This window comes from Acidimicrobiales bacterium, assembly GCA_041394185.1.
Taxonomy (GTDB): domain Bacteria; phylum Actinomycetota; class Acidimicrobiia; order Acidimicrobiales; family Poriferisodalaceae; genus JAAETH01.
The window spans coordinates 344,536-363,795 of the sequence record JAWKIQ010000004.1; the positions used below are offsets into that span (position 1 = coordinate 344,536).

The following is a 19,260-nucleotide window of genomic DNA, read 5'->3' on the forward strand; positions in this document are numbered from 1 at the left end:
CTCGGTAGGCTCGCCGCATGGTCCAAATCCTCGCCGCAGCGGTGGCCCCATCCGACGGTGGTGGCTCCGGCTCGTTGACTCTGCTGGTCGTATACATCGTGGTTGCGATCGGGGTGTCGTTCCTGTGCTCGATCATGGAGGCGGTGCTGCTCAGCGTTTCGCCCGCCTACGTGGGTGCTCTCGAGGCTGAGAAGCCCGCAATCGCCCAGCGTCTCCGCGAGCTCAAGAGCGACGTCGACCGACCATTGGCCGCCATCCTCACCCTGAACACGGTCGCCCACACCATCGGCGCCGCGGGGGCCGGCGCCGAGGCCGCTGCATACTTCGGCAACGGGGCGATCGGCGTGTTCTCGGCGCTGTTGACTTTGGGAATCCTGGTGCTCAGCGAGATCATCCCCAAGACCCTGGGCGCCGTGTACTGGCGAGGGCTCGCACCCATGGTCGCACGCCTGCTGAAGCCTCTGATCTACCTCCTCTATCCGCTCGTGCTGATGTCGCAGTGGCTGGCCAAGGCGCTGACCCGCGGTGAAAAGGAGAGCGATGTCAGCCGTGGCGAGCTGGCGGCGCTGGCCGACATCGGCGCGGATGAGGGGGTGCTGCGAGAGGGCGAGGCTCGCCTGTTCAAGAACCTGCTGCGGTTCGAGGGCCTAAGCGTGTCGGATGTGATGACGCCCCGCACCGTTGTGGTCGCCTTCCCCCAGACCGCATCGGTCGACGAACTGGTCGACGCCAAGGGTCAGTTCTCGCGCTATCCGATCTATTCGGAGAACCGCGACGACATCACCGGCTATGTGTTGCTGGGAGACGCACTGGCGAAGGTCGCCGAAGACGCACACGACACCCGGCTCAGCGAGTTGCGCAGAGACCTGGTTGCCGTGCGGGCCGACACCCCCTTGCTGGAGGCGTTCGAGAACCTCATCGAAGACCACGCCCACATCGTGCTGGTGCTCGACGAATACGGAGGCACCGCCGGCATCGCGACGATGGAGGACATCATCGAGACGCTGATCGGCCTGGAGATAACCGACGAGACCGACACCACCGAAGACATGCAGGCCCTGGCCAAGGACCGTTGGCGCGCACGCGCGTCGCGTTATGGGCTGCTGGATGACGGCGAGCGCGACGCCGCCATCCGCCTGGGGCTCACCGGCAACCGACCCGACCATTCCGACAACTGATGCTGGGCGCACAGGAGCGGCCGTCGCGGTTGGCCGTGTTGACCAGCGGGGGCGACGCCGCGGGCATGAACCCCGCCGTGCGGGCCGTGGTTCGCACCGCGCTACACCTCGACCTCGAGGTGTTCACCGTGTCGGAGGGGCTGCGCGGCCTGGTCGAGGGAGGAGACCTGATCCGCCAGGTCGGCTCCAGTGATGTGGGCGGCATCTTGTATCGAGGCGGCACGGTGCTGGGCACAGCGCGCAGCGAGGCCTTCCGCACCAGGGACGGACGTCGCAGCGCCGCGCTGAATCTGGTGCAGCGAGGGATCGACGCGTTGGTCGTGATCGGCGGTGACGGCAGCCTCACCGGTGCAGACACCTTCCGTCGAGAGTGGCCCGAACTGCTGAGCGAGTTGGTCGAGCTCGGCGAAATCGAGCCTGCCCAGGCCCAAGCACATCAGCGCCTGTCGCTGGTGGGCATGGTCGGCTCGATCGACAACGACATGTTCGGCACCGACATGACCATCGGTGCCGACACGGCTCTGCATCGCATCACCGAGGCCATAGACGCAATCCAAAGCACGGCGTCGAGCCATCAGCGCACCTTCGTGGTCGAGGTCATGGGCCGCAACTGCGGTTACCTGGCGGTGATGAGCGCGCTGGCCACCGGTGCCAACTTCGTGCTCATCCCCGAGAGCCCGCCGGAAACCGACGACTGGCGCGAGTCTCTGGCGTGGGCAGTCAAGGGCAGCCGCGAGATCGGTCGCCGCTCGAACATCGTCATCGTGGCCGAAGGCGCTCACGACAAACACGGCAACCCCATCACCGCCCAACAGGTCAAGGAGGTGCTCGAGGACCTCCGCGGCGAAGACACCCGGGTCACCAGCCTGGGCCATGTGCAGCGCGGCGGTTCGCCCAGCGCCTTCGACCGTTTCCTCAGCACGGTGCTGGGTTACGCAGCCGTTCAGCAACTGGTGGCCGATCCGGCCAGCGAACCCCAGATGGTGGGTATCAAGGGCAACGAGATCGTCAGCTCGAACCTGATGGACAACGTCGCAAAGACGAAGTCCGTGGCTTCGGTCATCGCCGAGCGCGACTACGAGACAGCGATGGAGATGCGCGGTGGAAGCTTCCGCGACTCGTTCCACATGGTGCGCACGATGGTGCGGTCGCGGCCACACACCCCTGCGCCAGGGCAGCGCACCCTGAGGCTCGCCGTTGTGCACGGGGGCGGCCCGGCCCCGGGGATGAACACCGCGGTTCGCGCCGCGGTGAGAGCCGGGCTGGACATGGGCCACACGGTTATGGGTGTGCGCCGTGGGTTTCGCGGCCTGGCCCGCGGCGACGTCGAAGAGATGGACTGGATGAGCGTGTCCGGCTGGGTCGGCAGCGGTGGCGCCGAACTGGGTACCAGCCGCTCGGTCGCCACCGCCGACATGCTTGCCGAGGTCGCAGATCAGATCAGGGCTCACCGCATAGACGGACTGCTGATGGTGGGCGGATGGGCCGGCTATCAGTCGGTGTACGACATGGAGCAGTTGGCCAAGGTCGTGCCGGGGCTGGACGTTCCGGTGGTGTGCGTGCCGGCATCGATCAACAACGACCTTCCGGCATCAGAGCTGAGCATCGGCACCGACACCGCACTGAACAGCATCGTTTCGGACGTCGACAAGATCAAACAGTCGGCGGTGGCGTCGCGGCGGACGTTCATAGTCGAGGTGATGGGCCACGACTGTGGCTACCTGGCGCTGATGAGCGGGCTGGCCACAGGAGCCGAGCACGTCTACCTGCCAGAGGGTGGAATCTCGCTTCGCGACCTCGAGACCGACCTGGCCGAGCTGAAGCGGGGGTTCGAGCACGGCAAGCGTCTGGGCCTGGTGATTCGCAGCGAGCACGCCGACGAGGTGTACACGACCGCCTTCATCAAGGCGCTGTTCGAGCGCGAGGGAGAGGGCCTGTTCGACGTTCGCGGAGCGATCCTGGGGCACGTTCAACAGGGCGGCGACCCGTCGCCGTTCGACCGCATTCAGGCCACCAGGCTCACTTGGGCCAGCATCGAGCACGTCGTGCAACAGGCGCTGGCCGGCGACACCGCAAGTTCGATGGTGGGGCTCCAGGGCGGCAAGGTCGTCTTCACACCAATGGCCAAGTTCCCGTCGCTGGTGGCACCCGACGTGCATCGCCCTCGCCAGCAGGCGTGGATGGATCTGCTGCCCGTGGCCGAGGTGATGGGCGGCTCGGTCCACTAGCGATCCGGCATCGGTTGCCATACAAGTATGGCCTAACTACCATCTTTGTATGGCAAGCAAGACCACGATCAACTTCGACGACGAGATGGAAGAAGCTCTCGCCGAGCTCGTCGCCATCGATGGCACGAAGAAACTCGCCATCAAGCGGTCGCTGTTGGCCGAGGTGAAACGGCGGCGCCGCAGCCAGGCCATGCTGGACCTGATCGCTTCGTGGGAGTCGCAGGAAGGCCCAATCGATCAGGCGCATCTCGACTGGGCCGACGAGGTCCTCGATCGCCAGGGTGTCGGCCGTTGATCGTCGACGCCGGGCCGTTCATCGTCGATGGCCAAAAACTGAACTCGCGATTGTGGGCGCTCATCAAGCGGGCAGTCGAACGCGGTGAGGAGCTCCACACCACTCACCCGGTGCTGGCCCAGGTTTGGCGCGATCCCGCCAGGCAGGCCAACCTCGCCCGCGCTGTTCGGTACTTCGAGGTACATGCGCTGGACGAGGCTGTGTCGGTAGGACGCAAGCTGGCTCGTAGCGGCGCAAGCGACGTCGTCGATGCCCATCTGGTGGTTGTGGCCGAGCAGTTGGGCACGTTCATCTTGACCAGCGACCCCACCGATATGACTGCCCTTGGCGCACGCTTCGAGGCCTACTGATCAAGGTCGCGCCGATCGCTCTCGACGCCGTGAAGACCGTGTCGGTCTCGGGGTGAAAAACGTCCCCGCGGGGACGTTTTGGCGCCTCAATAGTCGGAGTCGGTGGCCTCTTGGTCGGGGTGCAGCACCGACCGCACCCGCTGGGCTGCGGTCTGGGCTCGCCACGATCGCACCTTGATGCCGTTGCGATAGCGGTCGCCCACCATGCGGTTGGTGGCGTCGCGGAACTTCTCGACGATGGCCCTGGTGTCGGCGCGGCTGTCGGTGACTCGAACCGGGTCGAACAGCTCGAACTGAAGATCGGCAGGCACCACCGACCCGTCGGGTTGGAAGGTCGGGCAGTCGATGCAGATCGGCACCACCTTGACGTTCGGGGCGACGTATCCCTCGAGGGTGCGACGGTTGGGCTCGTGTATGTAGAGCGTGCTGCCGTTCTTCGACGTCGTGTTGTGTCTGGCGACCAGGGACATCACCGTCACCGACCCCGGGGTGTCACGAACCGCCTCCAGCACCTTCAGGCCGGTGTTGTTCTTGCGGCGCCGGTATTCGCGCAGGGCCTCACTGGGCGATCCGTCCAGGCGGGGCACCGTCTGCACCACACCACTGATGTGGCTCAGCGTTCGGATGATCTCGTAGGGCCCGTAGCCGATGTCGAGGCTCATCAGGCTGATCATCTCGCTGACCACCTGGACGGTGGTGTGTCGGCTTCCGAAACCCATGCGGCCGATGGTCTCGGCCACCACGGGAACGTCGGTGAACTGCCCGTGATCGGTGACGATCAGCACCGACTCGCCACTGTCGACCCAGCCGCGCAGGCCGTGTTTGGAGGCGTAAGAGTCGAGCTGGTTCTGCAGGCGTTCATGGCTTTCGCGGGTCAAGATCACATCGACCAGGGTTTGGTCGACGCTGCGCGAGGGGTCGTGCTGGTGCAACGTCTGGGCCATGTCGAAACGGGCGTCGTCGAAATCGCGAACCTGGAACGCGGCGAACCGTTTGCCCAACGTGTCGCGGTAGATGTCGTACATCTCGCGTTCGGGCAGGCCGTCGAGCCAGTGTTTGGTGTGATCGATTTCCGGGGGGAGATTCATCGCCCGGACACGCTAATGGCCGCGCGCCGACGGGGGTTACGTGGCCGCCGCTCAGACGAACTCGGTGGGCGTGGTCGCCCTAGGACAGGTCGTTCTCGAGCCGCCGACGCAATTCGCGTTTGAGAACCTTGCCGTAGTTGCTGGTGGGCAGGCTGTCGACGAAGAAGTACTGCTTGGGTCGCTTGTAGCGGGCGATTCTGTCCAAGCAGATCTGATCCAGATCGTCGGTCGTAGGGGCCGATGCGGGATCCGTGGCCACAATGAACGCCACCACCGATTCTCCCCACTCGGGGTCGGGGCGACCCACCACGCAAGCTGCAGCGACGCCGTCGTGGCGCAGCAAGGCTTCCTCTACTTCGCGCGGGTAGATGTTCATCCCGCCGCTGATGATGAGATCTTTGGACCTGTCGCGCAGGGTCAGGTATCCCTCGACGTCGAAGCTTCCTACATCGCCGGTGTGCAACCATCCGTCGCGGAGGGTCTCGGCTGTTGCCTCGGGCTGCTGCCAATACCCGGCCATCACGACATCGCCTCGTACGACGATCTCACCGACTTCCCCAGCCGGCAGGGGAGTGCCGTCGTCGTCGACCACACGCACCTCGATATCGGTGCGGGCCACGCCAACGCTCTGCAGACGATCGCGCCAGCGGGGATCGTCTCGATCGGCGTGGTCGTCCTTCGACAGGGCCGTGATGGTCATCGGCGTCTCGCCTTGGCCGTAGATCTGGGCGAGTTTGGGCCCGAACACCTCGAGCGCGATTTCAAGGTCGGCCAGGTACATCGGCGCCCCGCCGTAGATGATGGTCTTCAGCCCCGTGAGGTCGGCGTCCAGGATCGCCGGGTCGGTCGTCAGTCGCTTGATCATCGTCGGCGCCGCGAAGAACGAGACGCCGGACCAACGTGCCAACACTGTTGCTATCTCGGCGCCGTCGACCCCGCCCGAGGCCGGCGTGATGCTGACCGCTCCGCGGGCGATGTGGGGCAACCCGTACAGGCCCGAGCCGTGGGAGATGGGGGCTGCATGAAGCACGGCATCTCGGTGGCTTATCGGATCGATGTCGGCGAAATAGCTGAGCGACATCATGAGCAGGTTGCGATGGGTCAACGTCGCGCCCTTGGGTCGGCCCGTGGTGCCGCTGGTGTAGAACAGCCAAGCGGCATCGGTGGGAAGACGCTCGACCAGCTCGATCGGTTCGGCACCGGCGAGGTCGTCCCACTGCGGGCCAGGGGCTACCACGCTCGACCCGTCGGCATGCTCCTCGTCGGCTACGGCCACGCGGGCACCGCTCTGTTCGAGAATGAAGGCGACCTCGTCGGGGTGCAGGCGGGCGTTCACGGGCACGGCAACCAGTCCGGCATGCCAGATGGCGAACAGCGCCTCGAGGTACTCGGGCCGGTTGCTCATGACGATGGCGACTCGATCGCCGGTCTGCAGACCGAGCTGGGTGCATAGACCGCCCGCGATGCGCGCGACGCGGGTCGCGAACTGAGCCCAGGTGGCGTGAACCTCCTCGCCGACGGCCAGTGCAGGCCCGTCGGGATAGCGCACACCATTGCGAATGACCCACGTGGCTAGATTCATGAGACGACCCTCGAAACTGTCGATTCCATGAGATGAACTTCTCCTCAGAACAGGCGCTCGACCGCCTCGCATCCAACGAACATGGCGTCTTGGCCACACTCCACCCGACCCGTGGGGTCGACCTGGTGCCGGTGGTCTATACCGTGGTCGACGGTCACGTATGCGTGCCAGTCGACCGGGTCAAGCCCAAGGCATCCGAGCGGCTGCAGCGCGAACGCAACCTCGAGCTCGATCCCGCCGCCACCCTGTTGATCGAACATTGGGACCGCACCGACTGGTCGGCGCTTTGGTGGGTGCGAGCCCAGCTGCGATGGATCGACCATTCGCAGCCGGGCTCTTGGGTCGAGGTTGCCAACCGGGCGGTCGAGCAGCTCGCCGACCGCTTCGCCCAATACCGCGAACCCCATCACAACGAACCACCGCTGGCCCGCATCCTGGTGTTCGACATCGAGGCAGCAGCCGGGTGGGCTGCCCAGTCCTGATCAGGCGGCGTTGACCGCAGGCAGGATCTCGTCGTTCAGCACCCTCAGATCGTCGAGAGTCTTGGCAGTCGGGACATCGGCGAACGGCGGCCAGATGAGCGGCATGGTCAGGCCGACCTTTTTCAACTCGATGAGGTTCTCGGTGATCTGTTCCTGGGTGCCCACCAGGATGTTGCTGACCTTGCCGTTGTCGGTCTGGTCGGACGGCTCGTCGGTGATGGCGAACCAGTACATGCTGCAGAGCTCGAGGTTGTCGAGGGCGTCGGGCTTGTCGAGCTTCTCGAGCTCGGCCTGAATCGGCCCGCGCCACTCGGCCAGCTCGCTCGGGGTGTCCTGGATGCCGATCCAGCCAGACAGGTTGTACTTGGCGATGCGGTTGGCCGACCGCTTTGGGTCGCGCAGGCCGCTGAAGAAGATGGGTGGGTGGGGATCTTGCAGCGGCTGGTGGCCAAACCCGCACGACTCGAAGTCGGCGAACTCGCCGTGATACTCGAACAACTCGTTGGTCCAGATGCCCTGGCAGATCTCGATGGTCTCTCGCACGTGGCTGTGGCGCCGCGGGAATATGTGGGCTGCGCTTGCGGCGGCGAACTCTTCGGGCATCCAGCCCGCGCCGATGCCCACGTTGACCCTTCCACCAGACAGGTGATCGACCGTGGCGATCTCGGCGGCGAATACGCCAGGCGAGCGGTAGGGCGTGTCGGTGATGCTCATGCCGATGCGGCACTTGGAAGTCTTGGCGGCCAGCCACGGAATGAGCGGCCACCCCTGGAACCACTTGCCCCTGGCCGAAACGGGAAGCTGCGGCGGGAACTCCTTCATCATGCCGAACGGGTACTGCAGCTGGCCGCGATCGGATGCCTCGGGCACGACGATGCGGTCGAGTGTCCAGATCGAGTCGAACTCGAGCTCTTCGGCCAGCTCGGTGAGGTCTTCCAGCTCCTTGACAGTGACGTGATCGCGGAAGTTCGGCAGGTACAGAGCCAGTTTCATGTCGGTCATGTGATTCCCCGGTGTTCTCCTCCAGGCCCCCTTGACCCGGATCGACGGTGTGCCAAAGGGCACATTTGCGACCGTACGGATCGAGACTCGGCGGTCGAACAACGGTTTCTCAACAGTTGCTCAACGGCTGGGCCGACTAGCCTTTTGCACGTGGGGGGATCGCACAACGACCTTGGTCGGCGGGTGTTGGTCGTCGACGACGACGAGGGCGTCCGCACCGGCGTCACCTGGGCTCTCGAGACCGAAGGTTTCACGGTCGAGGCCGTACAGGACGGCATCAGCGCCTTGGAGGCGATCCAGTCGAACGCGCCGTCCCTGGTGGTTCTCGACCTGTCGCTGCCGGGAATCGGGGGTCTCGACATCCTCCGGCGGGTGCGCCAGGGCGAAGAGCGCGACGGTGGTTACCGTCTGCCGATCATCGTGCTGTCAGGCCGAGACGGTGAGACCGACCGCATAGTGGGGCTCGACATGGGAGCCGACGACTATCTGGTGAAACCGTTCTCGCCAGGAGAGTTGGCCGCTCGGGCCCGGTCGGTGTTGAGGCGCAGCAGCGCCTACGGGCCCTCACGGTCTGCGCCGTTTGTGCCCAAGGGTACGGGGGTCGAGATCGACTCGGTGTCACGTGAAGTATGGGTCGATGGCCAACCCGTCGATCTCGCTGCCAAGGAGTTCGAGCTGCTGGCCTATTTTGTCCAGCACCCCCGACGGGCGTGCTCTCGCGAAGAGCTTTTGGCTGCCGTGTGGTCAAGCAGCGAGGGTTGGCAGACGCCTGCGACGATTACCGAGCACGTGTACCGCCTGCGCCAGAAGCTGGAAGCCGACCCCAGCAGGCCGCTGCGGCTACGGACGGTGCGCGCGGTGGGATACAGGTGGGAGGGATGACGGTGCTTTCGGGTGACGAGGCTGCGGCGGTGCTCGATCACCAGTCGTCGGTGATGGAACAGCTGGCGGCCGGCGCGTCGCTGGACGTCGTGCTCGAAGGCATCGTCGTGGCGCTCGAAGCGCTGATCGTCGGCAGCAGGTGCTCGGTGTTGCTCCTGGACGGACACGGCGTGCTGAGGCACGGCGCGGCGCCCACATTGCCGGCCGCCTACTCCGAGGCGATCGACGGACTGGCACCAGGCCCGCTTGCGGGTTCCTGTGGCACCGCCGTGCACTATGGCCGCCAGGTGGTTGCCAGCGACGTCGCAACCGATCCGCGCTGGCAACAGTTCCGCGACCTCGCGGTACAGCACGACATCGGCGCATGCTGGTCGAGCCCCATCCGGTCACAGTCGAGGATCGTCGGCACCTTCGCCGTGTACGACCGTAGGCCTCACGAACCCGACGACCGCGAGCGCGAGTTGGTGCGTCGCTTCACTCACCTGGCCTCGATCGCCGTTGCCCACGACGGTGCGATGCGCGAACGCGAGGCGCGTCACAGAGCCGAAGTGGCCCGCGAGTCTGCCGAGCGAGCGAACCACGCAAAATCGCAGTTTGTCACCGCGCTCAGCCACGAGCTGCGAACGCCGCTGCAGTCGATAACCGGATTCACCGAGAGTCTGAAGACCCTCGACCTGTCGCCCGACCGAAGGCACAAGGCGCTTGACGGCATCTCGAAGGCCTCGGCCCACATCTTGTCGATCGTCGACGATGTTCTCGACCTGGCCCGGGTCGAGGCCGGTGCTATGCCCTTGACGCTGGAGCCGCTGGACGCGGCATCTGTGGTCGCGACCACCGTCGAACTGACCCAGCCGCTTGCCGCCGAGCGGGGACTGGTCATAGAAGCGACCGGGCCTGTGCTGGCGGTATCGGCCGATCGTCGCCGCCTGCAGCAGGTGCTATTGAACCTGGTGTCGAACGCGCTGCGCTTTTCGGCCGCCGGCACCCGCGTAGTGGTCAGCACCGACGAGTCACAAGGTCGGGCGCAGGTGCACGTCGTCGACGAGGGCCCTGGCATTCCCGCCGAGCTACTGCAACGGCTATTCGTGCCTTTCGATCGGTTAGGGGCCGACGCCGGTCGCGAGGGCGGCGCCGGGCTGGGACTGGTGCTGTCGCGCCGTCTGGTCGAGGCGATGGGCGGTTCGCTCGACCTGCGCAGCGCGGTTGGGGTGGGAACCCACGTTACGGTCACCCTCGTGCCAGCCTGAACTGCGGCCGCCGCTCAGCGGTTCAGAGCTCTGAAGACCGGCTTGGTGCGGTTGAACGTTCGAACCAGCTGATCGGCCATCAGGTCGTATGTCTGGGTATGGGTCGGGTCGGGTTCGAAAACCCTGCTGGTGTGTACAGCGGCGGCGATGTCGTCGAAGTCGATGACACCCAGCCGTTCGAAGGCCAACAGAGCGGCCCCGATGCTGACGGTGTGGTTGCCGTGCTCGAGCTGATGCACCGGTGTGCCCATGACGTCGGCCATGATCTGGCACCACAGGGCAGACTGAGCCGCACCGCCGTAGAAAGCGAAGTGGTCGAATCGGCGCTTGGCGAACTTCTCGACGGGGCCTCGCAACCACCGCAGGTTCAGCGCCACACCTTCCAGAACCGCACGCGCCATGTCGCTGCGGGTAGTGGTGGCCGACATGTTCAGGAAGCCACCCCGCATGTGGTCGTTGGCCGAAGGAGCAATCGCGCCGCCCACCCACGGCAGGAACAGCAGCTTGTTGCTGCCCGCAGGTGCCGCGGCGGCCGCCGCCTCCAGCCGGTCGAAGCGGTCGTCTGGTGCGTCGGAAATGGCATCGTGAAACGCGTCGTCCGGGTACACGACATTGTCGAGGAAGCGATCCAACGCGGCGCCCGCCATGCCGTTCTCGGCCATCACGAAATAGGTGCCCGGAACCGTGCTTGGCATGCTCAAGATGGCGTGACGCACGTCTGTGTGCTTGCGGTCGACGTGGGTGATCATCACGCAGGTCGAACCCACCGACACGCCGGCGTGGTCGCCGGTGAAGGCGCCGCACCCTATGCCGCCGGCCTGCGTGTCGTTCAACCCGGTCACCACCTTGGTGTCGGTGCCCAGACCCAGCTGCTCGGCCGCAGCGGGTGTCAGGGTGCCGACGATGTCGTTCATGGCGACCAGCTCTGGCAGCTTGGCGCGGTCTATCAGCGACGCCTCGACCAGATCGTCGCTGTAGTCGGTGGCATCGAGCGTGCGGTTGTCGACCATCAGCGACATGAACGCGGTGGCCTGGTTGGCGGTGGCTCGGCCGGTGAGGCGCATGGTGAGAAAGTCCATGGGCTCGAGCAAGTAGGCGGTGCGGTCGTAAACGTCGGGCCTGGCGTATTTGAGGTATCGCATGTGGGTCAGCGAGATGCCTCCGGCGATGGGAGGCAGACCGTGCAGGCGCAGCCATTGCGCCAAGTGGATCGGCGAATCGACGATTCGCGGCGTGCCCGGCAGCTGCTTGAGGTTGGCGGTGGCGCCCCGGTGGTCTTGCCACAGGATCATGTCGGCGAGAGCGTTGCCGTTCGCGTCTACAGGCACGATCGACGAGTACTGGCTGGTGCAGATCACGGCGACTATCTGCTCTGGGTTCACGCCCGAGGCGGCGACCGCCTGCCTGGTCGCGTCGACGACGGCCGCCCAGATCTGCTGGGGGTCTTGTTCGACGGCGTCGCCCGAGCGGATCGTGTCGACATGGGTGCGGGCCGTCCCGACAGGTTGGCCCTGAGGTGTCACCACAGCGACCTTGGGGCCACTGGTACCGAGGTCGATTGCGACGACGTGGGGGTTTGACATGCTCTTGATCTTCGCAGATAGGGTCGCGACCGGCCGATGCGAGCCGCCGCGGGAGGCAGAGATGGGTCCCTATCCGTATGCAGACCGGTATCCGGTGCTTCGAGGGATGCCGGCCCAGGGCCGCCCCAGGGACGAGATATTGGCCGAGCTGGCCGAGATGGCTCACCTGGAGGACGCAGCCTGGGAGTCTGGCAAGGCGTCGGGCTCGTTCTATTGCGGCGACCACGACCACTATGCCTTCACCGGCGAGGCGTTCAAGATGTACAGCCACATGAACGTGCTGCAGCGCGACGTGTGCCCCAGCGCCACCCGGTTCGAGGGCGAGATCATCGCCATGGGGCTCGACCTGATGAACGCCCACGCGATCGACGGTTCGGACAACCCCGGCGAGCCGTGCGGGATGATCACCAGCGGAGGCAGCGGCAGCATCCTGCACGCGATGCTGGCCTATCGCGAGGCCGCCACGGCCAGGGGCATCACCCGGCCCAACATCGTCAAGCCCGAGACCGGCCACCCGGCATTCGACAAGGCCTGCCACCTGCTGGGCATCGAGATGCGCCGCGTGCCCGTAGACCCGTCGACCACCCAAGCCGACGTCGAGGCGATGGCCGCTGCGATCGACGACCAGACCGCCGCCATCGTCGGGTCGGCCTCCAACTATGGCTACGGAACCGTCGACCCGATCGAACAGCTGTCGGAGCTGGCCCTGGAACGACAGGTCGGGCTACATGTCGACGGTTGCCTCGGAGGGTTCATCCTGCCCTTCGGCGAGCAGTTGGGTCACGACATTCCGGTGTTCGACTTCCGGCATCCGGGGGTGACCACCATCTCCGCCGACACCCACAAGTACGGGTACGCGGTGAAGGGCACGTCGATCCTGATGTTTCGCGACAAGGCCCTGCGCAATGGCCAGTACTTCTACATGACCGACTGGTCTGGCGGTAAGTACGCCTCGCCTGGCATCGACGGATCGCGGTCTGGTGGTCTGCTGGCAGCCACATGGGCAGCAATGGTGTCGCTGGGGCGTGAGGGCTATTCGAGATACGCCCGAGACATCTTCGACACCGCGTTTGCCATGCAGCAGGCGGTTAGGTCGCATCCCGAGCTGCGGATAATGGGCGACCCCTACTTCTGCTTCTCGTTCACCTCCGACGAGTTCGACATCTACCACGTCAACGACGCCCTGCGGGCCAGTGGCTGGCGGCTGAACGGACAGCAGTATCCAAACGCCATCCACATGGCAGTGACACGACCACAAACCCAACCCGGGCTGGTCGACAAATGGTGGGCCGACCTGGACGCGGCGGTCGCTCACGCACACGAACACAAGGACGAGCCCGCTGTCAGTGGTTCGATCTATGGGGGCGTGCCCGACCTGACCCCCGAGGTCACCAGCTTCATCAACAGCGTGATCGAGTCGATGTTCGACGACCAGCAGGGCCTGCCCCCGAGCTGAGACGGCGACGGCCGGCTGAGTGCGCCTGCCTGGGTCGGCGACGAGAAGTCACGACTATTGTCCGCCGGGTGGCACCTGACAATGCGCGCGTAGCCGAGATCGGGCGGGTTCTCGCCGACATCGTGAAGCCGGCCCGGTGGACGAGGACCCATCCGGTCGATATCTCGGCCAACCACATCCACGGCGAACCGGTGCCCTACGAGGCCGCAGTCGCTGGGACATTCGAGCCTTTCGAGGAGGGCGATCGGTGGGGGCCGGCGTGGGACACGACCTGGTTCGAAGTGCGGGGTCGGGTGCCAGACGACTGGGCGGGTCAGCATGTCGTGCTGGTGGTGCACCTGGGATTCGGAGGGGGAGCCGGCTTCGGCGCCGAAGGCCAGGTCTGGGTAGACGGCAGGCCCATCCACGGCATCAGCCCGAACCACCGCGAGGTCGAGCTGGCCGCACCGGCCCAGGGAGGTGAACGCTTCGAGCTGTACATCGAGGCTGCTGCAAACCCGCCCGCCATCGCGGCCGACCCGGGTCCGATGCTGGCCGCCGAACCGTGGGGCGAGCCGCTGTTGGAGCTGCGCCGGTGTCATATGGCCACCGTCGATCGCGACGTGGTCGACCTGGTGCGCGACTGGCAGCTGGTCGCCGACCTCGCTGCCCACGCGAAGACGCAACGGGCGAGCGAGTGTGCCGAAGCCCTCGACCGTGCGTGCGCGGTCATCGAGACCGACGGAGTCGGCGCCGCCGCCGTTCGGCAGGCTCGGGCGTTGCTGGCCGAGGCGCTGTCGCGAGGCAACGACGACACCGGGCGAGTCAAGACCCACCTGGCCGTGGGCAACTCGCACCTCGACACCGCCTGGTTGTGGCCCCTGCGCGAGACCCACCGCAAGGCCGCCCGCACCTTCTCGACAGCGGCCACCATGCTCGATCGAAATCCCGACTATCGATTCGCCGCATCACAACCCCAGCAGCTGGCCTGGGTGCGCGACGAGTACCCCGATCTGTGGAACCGTCTACTCGATCATGTGCGCTCGGGTCGCTTCGAGGTCATGGGCGCCATGTGGATAGAGGCCGACTGCAACATCGCCTCGGGCGAGTCGCTGGTGCGCCAGATCGTGCACGGAAAGCGGTTCATGCGCGACGAACTCGGCACCGACACCGACGGGTTGTGGTTGCCAGATGTGTTCGGCTACTCGGCGGCGTTGCCCCAGATCCTGAAGTTGGCGGGCCTCCAGTGGTTCGTCACCCAGAAGATCTCGTGGAACGACACCAACCGCTTCCCACACCACACGTTCTGGTGGGAAGGAATCGACGGCTCCAGGGTGTTCACACACTTCCCGCCCGCCGACACCTATGTGGGCGACTTCTCGGTGGGTCAGCTGTTGCACGGCGAAGGCAACTTCGCTCAAGGCGATGTGCGGTCGAACATGTTGTACCTGTATGGCCACGGCGACGGGGGAGCGGGCCCCGACGACGACATGTTGCACCGGGCGCGGCGTCTGGCCGACCTCGACGGCGTGGGCCGTGTAGAGCTGGTTGGGGCCGCCGAGGCGATCGAGAGGTTGCAGGCCGAGGGCGAACCCGCCGACCTGCCCGTGTGGGTGGGCGAGCTGTACCTGGAGCTCCACCGGGGCACCTACACCACGATGGGCGCCATCAAGAAGGGCAACCGAGCCCTCGAATGGGCGCTTCGCGATGCCGAGCTGTGGGCTGTGGCGGCCGCAAAGGCGGGCGGTTCGCAGACGACCGGGCGCGACTTCGATCAGATCTGGCAGACGGTTCTGCTGCACCAGTTCCACGACATCTTGCCCGGCTCGTCCATCCATTGGGTCAACGACGACACCGTCGAAGCCCACGCCCTGGCCATCGCCCAGGTCGAGTCGCTGGTGCAAGGGGCGCTTTGTGAGCTGGTCGCGCGAATAGACACCGGCGATGCCGTCGAGCCGGTGGTGGTCTTCAACAGCTTGCCCTTCGATCGGCACGAGACGGTCGACATCGACGGCGTCGCAACCGTGGTGCATGCGCCCGCAATGGGTTGGGCGGTGAACGACCTGGCCGTGCAGGCCGACACCGCACCGCCCGTGACCGTGGGCGACGACTGGTTCGACAACGGCCTGGTGCGCGTCCGGTGGGACCACCTCGGGCTGCTGCGGTCGGTGGTGCACAAGGCCAGCGGTCGTGAAGCCATCGCCCCCGGCGAGGCCGCCAACGTGTTGCAGATCTTCGACGACCGCCCGCAGAACTACGACGCCTGGGACATCGACAGGCCCGCGCTCGATACCGGCGTCGACCTCACCACGGCCGACGTCGTCGAGGTGATCGAGGCAACCCCGCAGCGGGCGACACTGCGAGTCGTCAGGTCGTTTGGACGGTCGCGCATCGAACAACACGTCCGCATCAACAGGGGCTCGGCCAGGGTCGAGGTGCACTGCGAAGCCGACTGGCACGAAGACCACAAGCTGCTGAAGGTCGCCTTCCCGGTCGACGTGCGCGCTGTCAACGCCACCCACGAGATCCAGTTCGGGCACGTCGAGAGACCCACGCACGCCAACACCAGCTGGGACCAGGCGCGCTTCGAGACGTGCGCCCACACCTGGGTGGATCTGAGCGAGAGCGGCTTCGGAGTGGCGCTGCTGAACGACTGCAAGTACGGCCACGATGTCAAGGGCAACGTGATTCGCCTGTCTTTGTTGCGTGCGCCCACATGGCCCGACCCCGTTGCCGACAGGGGGCGGCACCAGTTCGCCTACGCGCTGTTCGCCCATGCGGGCAACGCCACCGAAGGGGGAGTGGTGGCCCAAGCGCACGCGTTCAACAATCCGCTGAGGGTGGTGCCTGCGGCTGGTTCGGCCGACGGCAGCGCGGCGGCTTCGTTGGCGGGCCGCCAGTCGTTGATGGGCATCGACGATGCGGGTGTGGTGGTCTCGGCGGTGAAGCCCGCCGACGATGGCCACGGTGTGATGGTGAGGCTGCACGAGGCGTTCGGCGGCCGCCGCCGGGTGAACCTCACCATCGCGGACATGACCTCGGCCAGCCGCACCAACCTGCTGGAAGAGCCGCTCGAAGATGGCTCGCTGGTGGTCGAGGGCAACACCCTGCAGCTCGACCTGGCCCCTTTCGAGATCGTGACCCTTCGCCTACAGCTCAGCTAGAGCTCCACACCACCGGGAACAGTGGGTGATCCATGGCAGCCCCGGCAGCCAGTTGGGTCTCCAGGCCAGGGAAGGGTGGCGATGTCTTCCAGGGCCGCGGGGCGTGCACCATGTCTTCGCCGAGGAACCGCAACGACAGCACCCGGCGCCTGTGCGGCCCCGGGTTGCCGGCGGCGGTGTGCAGGGTGTTCATGTGGAAACACACGGCATCACCCGGTTCGAGCTGCCATCCCAGAACGTTGTTCTGGTCGGCGGTGGCGTCGATGTCGGGCGCTTCGGCCAGAGAGCCCTCGGGAAACCAGGCGGCCCGCGCGTCCAGAAACGTTCGCGGCAGGTACATCGGGCCAAGATGTGACCCGGCAACGAACTCGAGGGTGACTTCCCTGGGCACCGGGTCGACCGGAATCCACATGCTGAGGTTCTGGAAGCCCTCGACGTTGTAGTACGGCAGGTCCTGATGCCACGGAGTGCGCTGCGCAGTTCCCGGCTCTTTCACCAGCACGTGGTCGTGGAAGAACCTCAGGGTGTGGGCGCCAAGCACCTCGGCAGCTACGCGGGCGGCCGATGACTGCCGAACGAAGCGCTCGAGTTGGGGGATTCGGGTCCACGAGCAGAAGTCTTCGACGAAGGCACCGTCGTGGTCTGTGCTGGCCCGCTTGGACAGCGGGGACAGGTCGGCCAGGTTGGCTTCGATGGCTTCGGTCGCCAACCGAATCTCGTCTGGCGAGAAGGCCTCCCTGACACACACGGCGCCGTCGCGGTTCCAGTCACCCTCGATTCGCATCGTGCCAGTCTTACCCAATCGGGCGCGCGGAGGGGCCGTCTGCCAGGATGAGGCCATGACACTCGATGCCGACGTCGCCGCGGCCCTCGAAGCCCTGCTGGCACTTGACGCCCCCGCCTTGTCGCAAGGAACCGTGGCCGAAGCCCGGGCCAACTACGACGCGGCCCCCAAACCCCGCGGAGACGACGTCTCGCGAGTCGAAGACCTCGTGGTGCCGGGGTCTGCGGGCGATGTTCCAGTGCGTGTTTATGCCGCCAGCGACGCCGAGAACCTGCCGATGGTGGCGTTCTTCCACGGCGGGGGATGGGTTCTGTCGTCGGTCGACGGGCACGACTCGCTGGCCCGCCGGATAGCGGTACGCACCGGAGCGCTCGTGGTTTCGGTGGACTATCGGCTGGCCCCCGAACACCCGTTTCCGGCGCCCCACGACGACTGCTGGGCGGTCACCTCGTGGCTGGCGCGGCACGGAGCCGAGATAGGTGGAGACCCGTCGCGCTTGGCGGTGTGCGGCGATTCGGCCGGCGGCAACCTGGCGGCCGGCGTGGCCCTGCGGGCCCGCGACGAGGGCATCGACCTGGCCTTGCAGGCCCTGATCTATCCGTGCATCGACGACCGCCAGGACCGTTACGAATCGATGGTCGAGAACGGCGAAGGGCTGTTCCTGACCGCCGACGACATGGTGTGGTTCTGGGACCACTTCGTCCCCAGCAACGAGCGGCTGAACCCGTACGCGGTGCCAGCCCGCGCCGCCGACCTGTCGGGCTGCGCGCCCGCGTACGTTCAGACCGCCCAATACGACCCGCTTCGAGACGAGGGCGAGCACTACGCGGCCAGGCTTCGGTCGGCCGGTGTAGAGGTCGACGTCACGCGCTATCCGGGTGTGGTTCACGGCTTCGTATCGCGCTGGCACGTGATGGCCCGAGCCGCCGATGCCCACCACGATCTGGCCAACGCACTGGTGGCCGCGTTCGAAGAGCGATCGGGCTGATCAGGCGCTGGGGTTGACCATCGGCATGTTGGGGTCGGCGGCCCACTCCATGAGGCTGCCGTCGTACACCGCAACGTCCTGGTGGCCCAGCAGGGCAAGGCAGAAGGCGTCGACCGTGGCGGCGATGGCGCCGCCGCAATAGGTGATGACCCGCGGGGCATCCAGCAGCCCGGCGTCGGCCAGCACCGCTCGCATTGTTACGGCGTCGACGAAACCGCAGGTCTCGGCCTCTATCAGCGACGCATACGGCACGTTGATCGCACCCTCGATGTGGCCGGCTCGCCCTCCGTAGACGTCGCTGGACCCGCCGTAGTTGTTGGCGCTGAGCGCGTCGACGATGCACACGCTGGCGTCGCCCGAGCCGATCGCTTGGACAGCGGCCAGCACATCGTCCTTTGTGGCGCGGGCCCGCTGCCATTCGCCTGACGGCTCGGCCGGCGTCGGCACCGGTCGTGCGGCGGGTTGATCTTCGCCGTGGGCCATGGGACGACCTTCGGCCTGCCACCGCTCGATGCCGCCGTGCAAGATGGCGCAGTCGACCCCGAAGTGGTGCATGGTCCACCACGCCCGGGTGCACCACATGGTGCCCGAGTCGACGCCGGGCCTCGGCGTGCGGCCCACCAGAACCACCTTGGTGTGGGGTCCCACGCCGATGTCGGCCATGGTCGCCCCGAACTGGTCGGCCGTGGGCCACATCCAGGGCAACGAAGCGTCTGGGTTCGACAAGCGCCCCTTTGCGGAGGCGACGTCGAAGAACACCGAACCGGGTATGTGCTGGTCGATCCAGCACTGCAGGCCCGGGGCGTTGTCGAGGCTGGAGGTCAGGCGGGCCGTCACGTCCAGCACCACCACGTCTGGGTCGTCCAGGTGGTCTGCCAGCCACTGGGTCGTTACGAGGTATTCGGGGTGAACCAAAGCCATGCGGGCGACACTATCTTCACGTCGCGGCCCGATACTGTTCTGCAATCCACT

16 protein-coding genes are annotated in these 19,260 nt (G+C 66.1%); 10 read left to right on the plus strand and 6 right to left on the minus strand.

Going from position 1 to position 19,260, the window contains the following annotated elements:
• Window positions 1-17 precede the first annotated feature (17 nt).
• From R2770_19475 to R2770_19490, 4 genes are read left to right on the plus strand one after another with little or no spacing between them, the layout of a single operon-like run.
• Entirely contained in the window at window positions 18-1,178 is a 1,161-nt protein-coding gene (locus R2770_19475; GenBank protein ID MEZ5282644.1) for a hemolysin family protein, read from the plus strand.
• The gene (locus R2770_19480) at window positions 1,178-3,406 is read left to right on the plus strand and encodes a 6-phosphofructokinase (protein ID MEZ5282645.1); all 2,229 of its coding nucleotides are present in this window, start codon (window positions 1,178-1,180) and stop codon (window positions 3,404-3,406) included. Before R2770_19475 ends, R2770_19480 begins: the two co-directional genes overlap by 1 nt.
• Window positions 3,407-3,455: 49 nt before the next feature.
• Window positions 3,456-3,701, plus strand: a complete 246-nt coding sequence (locus R2770_19485) for a hypothetical protein (GenBank protein ID MEZ5282646.1) — start codon at window positions 3,456-3,458, stop codon at window positions 3,699-3,701.
• On the plus strand, window positions 3,698-4,051 hold the full coding sequence (locus R2770_19490) for a hypothetical protein (GenBank protein MEZ5282647.1): 354 nt from the start codon (window positions 3,698-3,700) through the stop codon (window positions 4,049-4,051). The genes R2770_19485 and R2770_19490 overlap by 4 nt, the downstream gene beginning before the upstream one ends.
• Window positions 4,052-4,137: 86 nt before the next feature.
• On the opposite strand, the gene R2770_19495 is transcribed toward R2770_19490, so the two are convergent.
• Both R2770_19495 and R2770_19500 read right to left on the minus strand, forming a co-directional pair.
• Entirely contained in the window at window positions 4,138-5,139 is a 1,002-nt protein-coding gene (locus R2770_19495; GenBank protein ID MEZ5282648.1) for a hypothetical protein, read from the minus strand.
• Window positions 5,140-5,218: 79 nt separating this feature from the next.
• Window positions 5,219-6,721, minus strand: coding sequence for an AMP-binding protein (locus R2770_19500; protein MEZ5282649.1), 1,503 nt, complete (start codon window positions 6,719-6,721; stop codon window positions 5,219-5,221).
• 32 nt (window positions 6,722-6,753) lie between these two features.
• On the opposite strand from R2770_19500, the gene R2770_19505 reads away from it, so the two are divergent.
• Window positions 6,754-7,203 carry a pyridoxamine 5'-phosphate oxidase family protein gene (locus R2770_19505; GenBank protein MEZ5282650.1) on the plus strand — a complete coding sequence of 150 codons (450 nt, stop codon included), beginning with the start codon at window positions 6,754-6,756 and terminating at the stop codon, window positions 7,201-7,203.
• Here R2770_19505 and R2770_19510 read toward each other — a convergent pair whose 3' ends face one another.
• Window positions 7,204-8,205: an LLM class flavin-dependent oxidoreductase gene (locus tag R2770_19510; protein MEZ5282651.1), complete on the minus strand. Its 1,002-nt coding sequence runs from the start codon at window positions 8,203-8,205 to the stop codon at window positions 7,204-7,206. It abuts the gene before it with no gap.
• Between the two features lie 150 nt (window positions 8,206-8,355).
• Here R2770_19510 and R2770_19515 point away from each other — a divergent pair, with 150 nt between their 5' ends.
• Both R2770_19515 and R2770_19520 read left to right on the plus strand, forming a co-directional pair.
• Entirely contained in the window at window positions 8,356-9,087 is a 732-nt protein-coding gene (locus R2770_19515; GenBank protein MEZ5282652.1) for a response regulator transcription factor, read from the plus strand.
• Complete coding sequence (locus tag R2770_19520) at window positions 9,084-10,334, plus strand: GAF domain-containing sensor histidine kinase (GenBank protein MEZ5282653.1); 1,251 nt, start codon at window positions 9,084-9,086, stop codon at window positions 10,332-10,334. The genes R2770_19515 and R2770_19520 overlap by 4 nt, the downstream gene beginning before the upstream one ends.
• A gap of 14 nt (window positions 10,335-10,348) precedes the next feature.
• Here the strand turns inward: R2770_19520 and R2770_19525 are convergent, their stop codons facing one another.
• Entirely contained in the window at window positions 10,349-11,917 is a 1,569-nt protein-coding gene (locus R2770_19525) for an FGGY-family carbohydrate kinase (protein ID MEZ5282654.1), read from the minus strand.
• 61 nt (window positions 11,918-11,978) lie between these two features.
• Here R2770_19525 and R2770_19530 point away from each other — a divergent pair, with 61 nt between their 5' ends.
• Window positions 11,979-13,373 carry an aspartate aminotransferase family protein gene (locus R2770_19530; protein MEZ5282655.1) on the plus strand — a complete coding sequence of 465 codons (1,395 nt, stop codon included), beginning with the start codon at window positions 11,979-11,981 and terminating at the stop codon, window positions 13,371-13,373.
• A gap of 68 nt (window positions 13,374-13,441) precedes the next feature.
• A complete protein-coding gene (locus R2770_19535) occupies window positions 13,442-16,516 on the plus strand; it encodes a glycoside hydrolase family 38 C-terminal domain-containing protein (GenBank protein MEZ5282656.1) in 3,075 nt (1,024 codons plus the stop codon).
• On the opposite strand, the gene R2770_19540 is transcribed toward R2770_19535, so the two are convergent.
• Complete coding sequence (locus R2770_19540) at window positions 16,509-17,300, minus strand: phytanoyl-CoA dioxygenase family protein (protein ID MEZ5282657.1); 792 nt, start codon at window positions 17,298-17,300, stop codon at window positions 16,509-16,511. The genes R2770_19535 and R2770_19540 overlap by 8 nt on opposite strands.
• 55 nt (window positions 17,301-17,355) lie before the next feature.
• On the opposite strand from R2770_19540, the gene R2770_19545 reads away from it, so the two are divergent.
• Window positions 17,356-18,288 carry an alpha/beta hydrolase gene (locus R2770_19545; protein MEZ5282658.1) on the plus strand — a complete coding sequence of 311 codons (933 nt, stop codon included), beginning with the start codon at window positions 17,356-17,358 and terminating at the stop codon, window positions 18,286-18,288.
• On the opposite strand, the gene R2770_19550 is transcribed toward R2770_19545, so the two are convergent.
• Entirely contained in the window at window positions 18,289-19,209 is a 921-nt protein-coding gene (locus R2770_19550; GenBank protein ID MEZ5282659.1) for a rhodanese-like domain-containing protein, read from the minus strand.
• Window positions 19,210-19,260 lie beyond the last annotated feature (51 nt).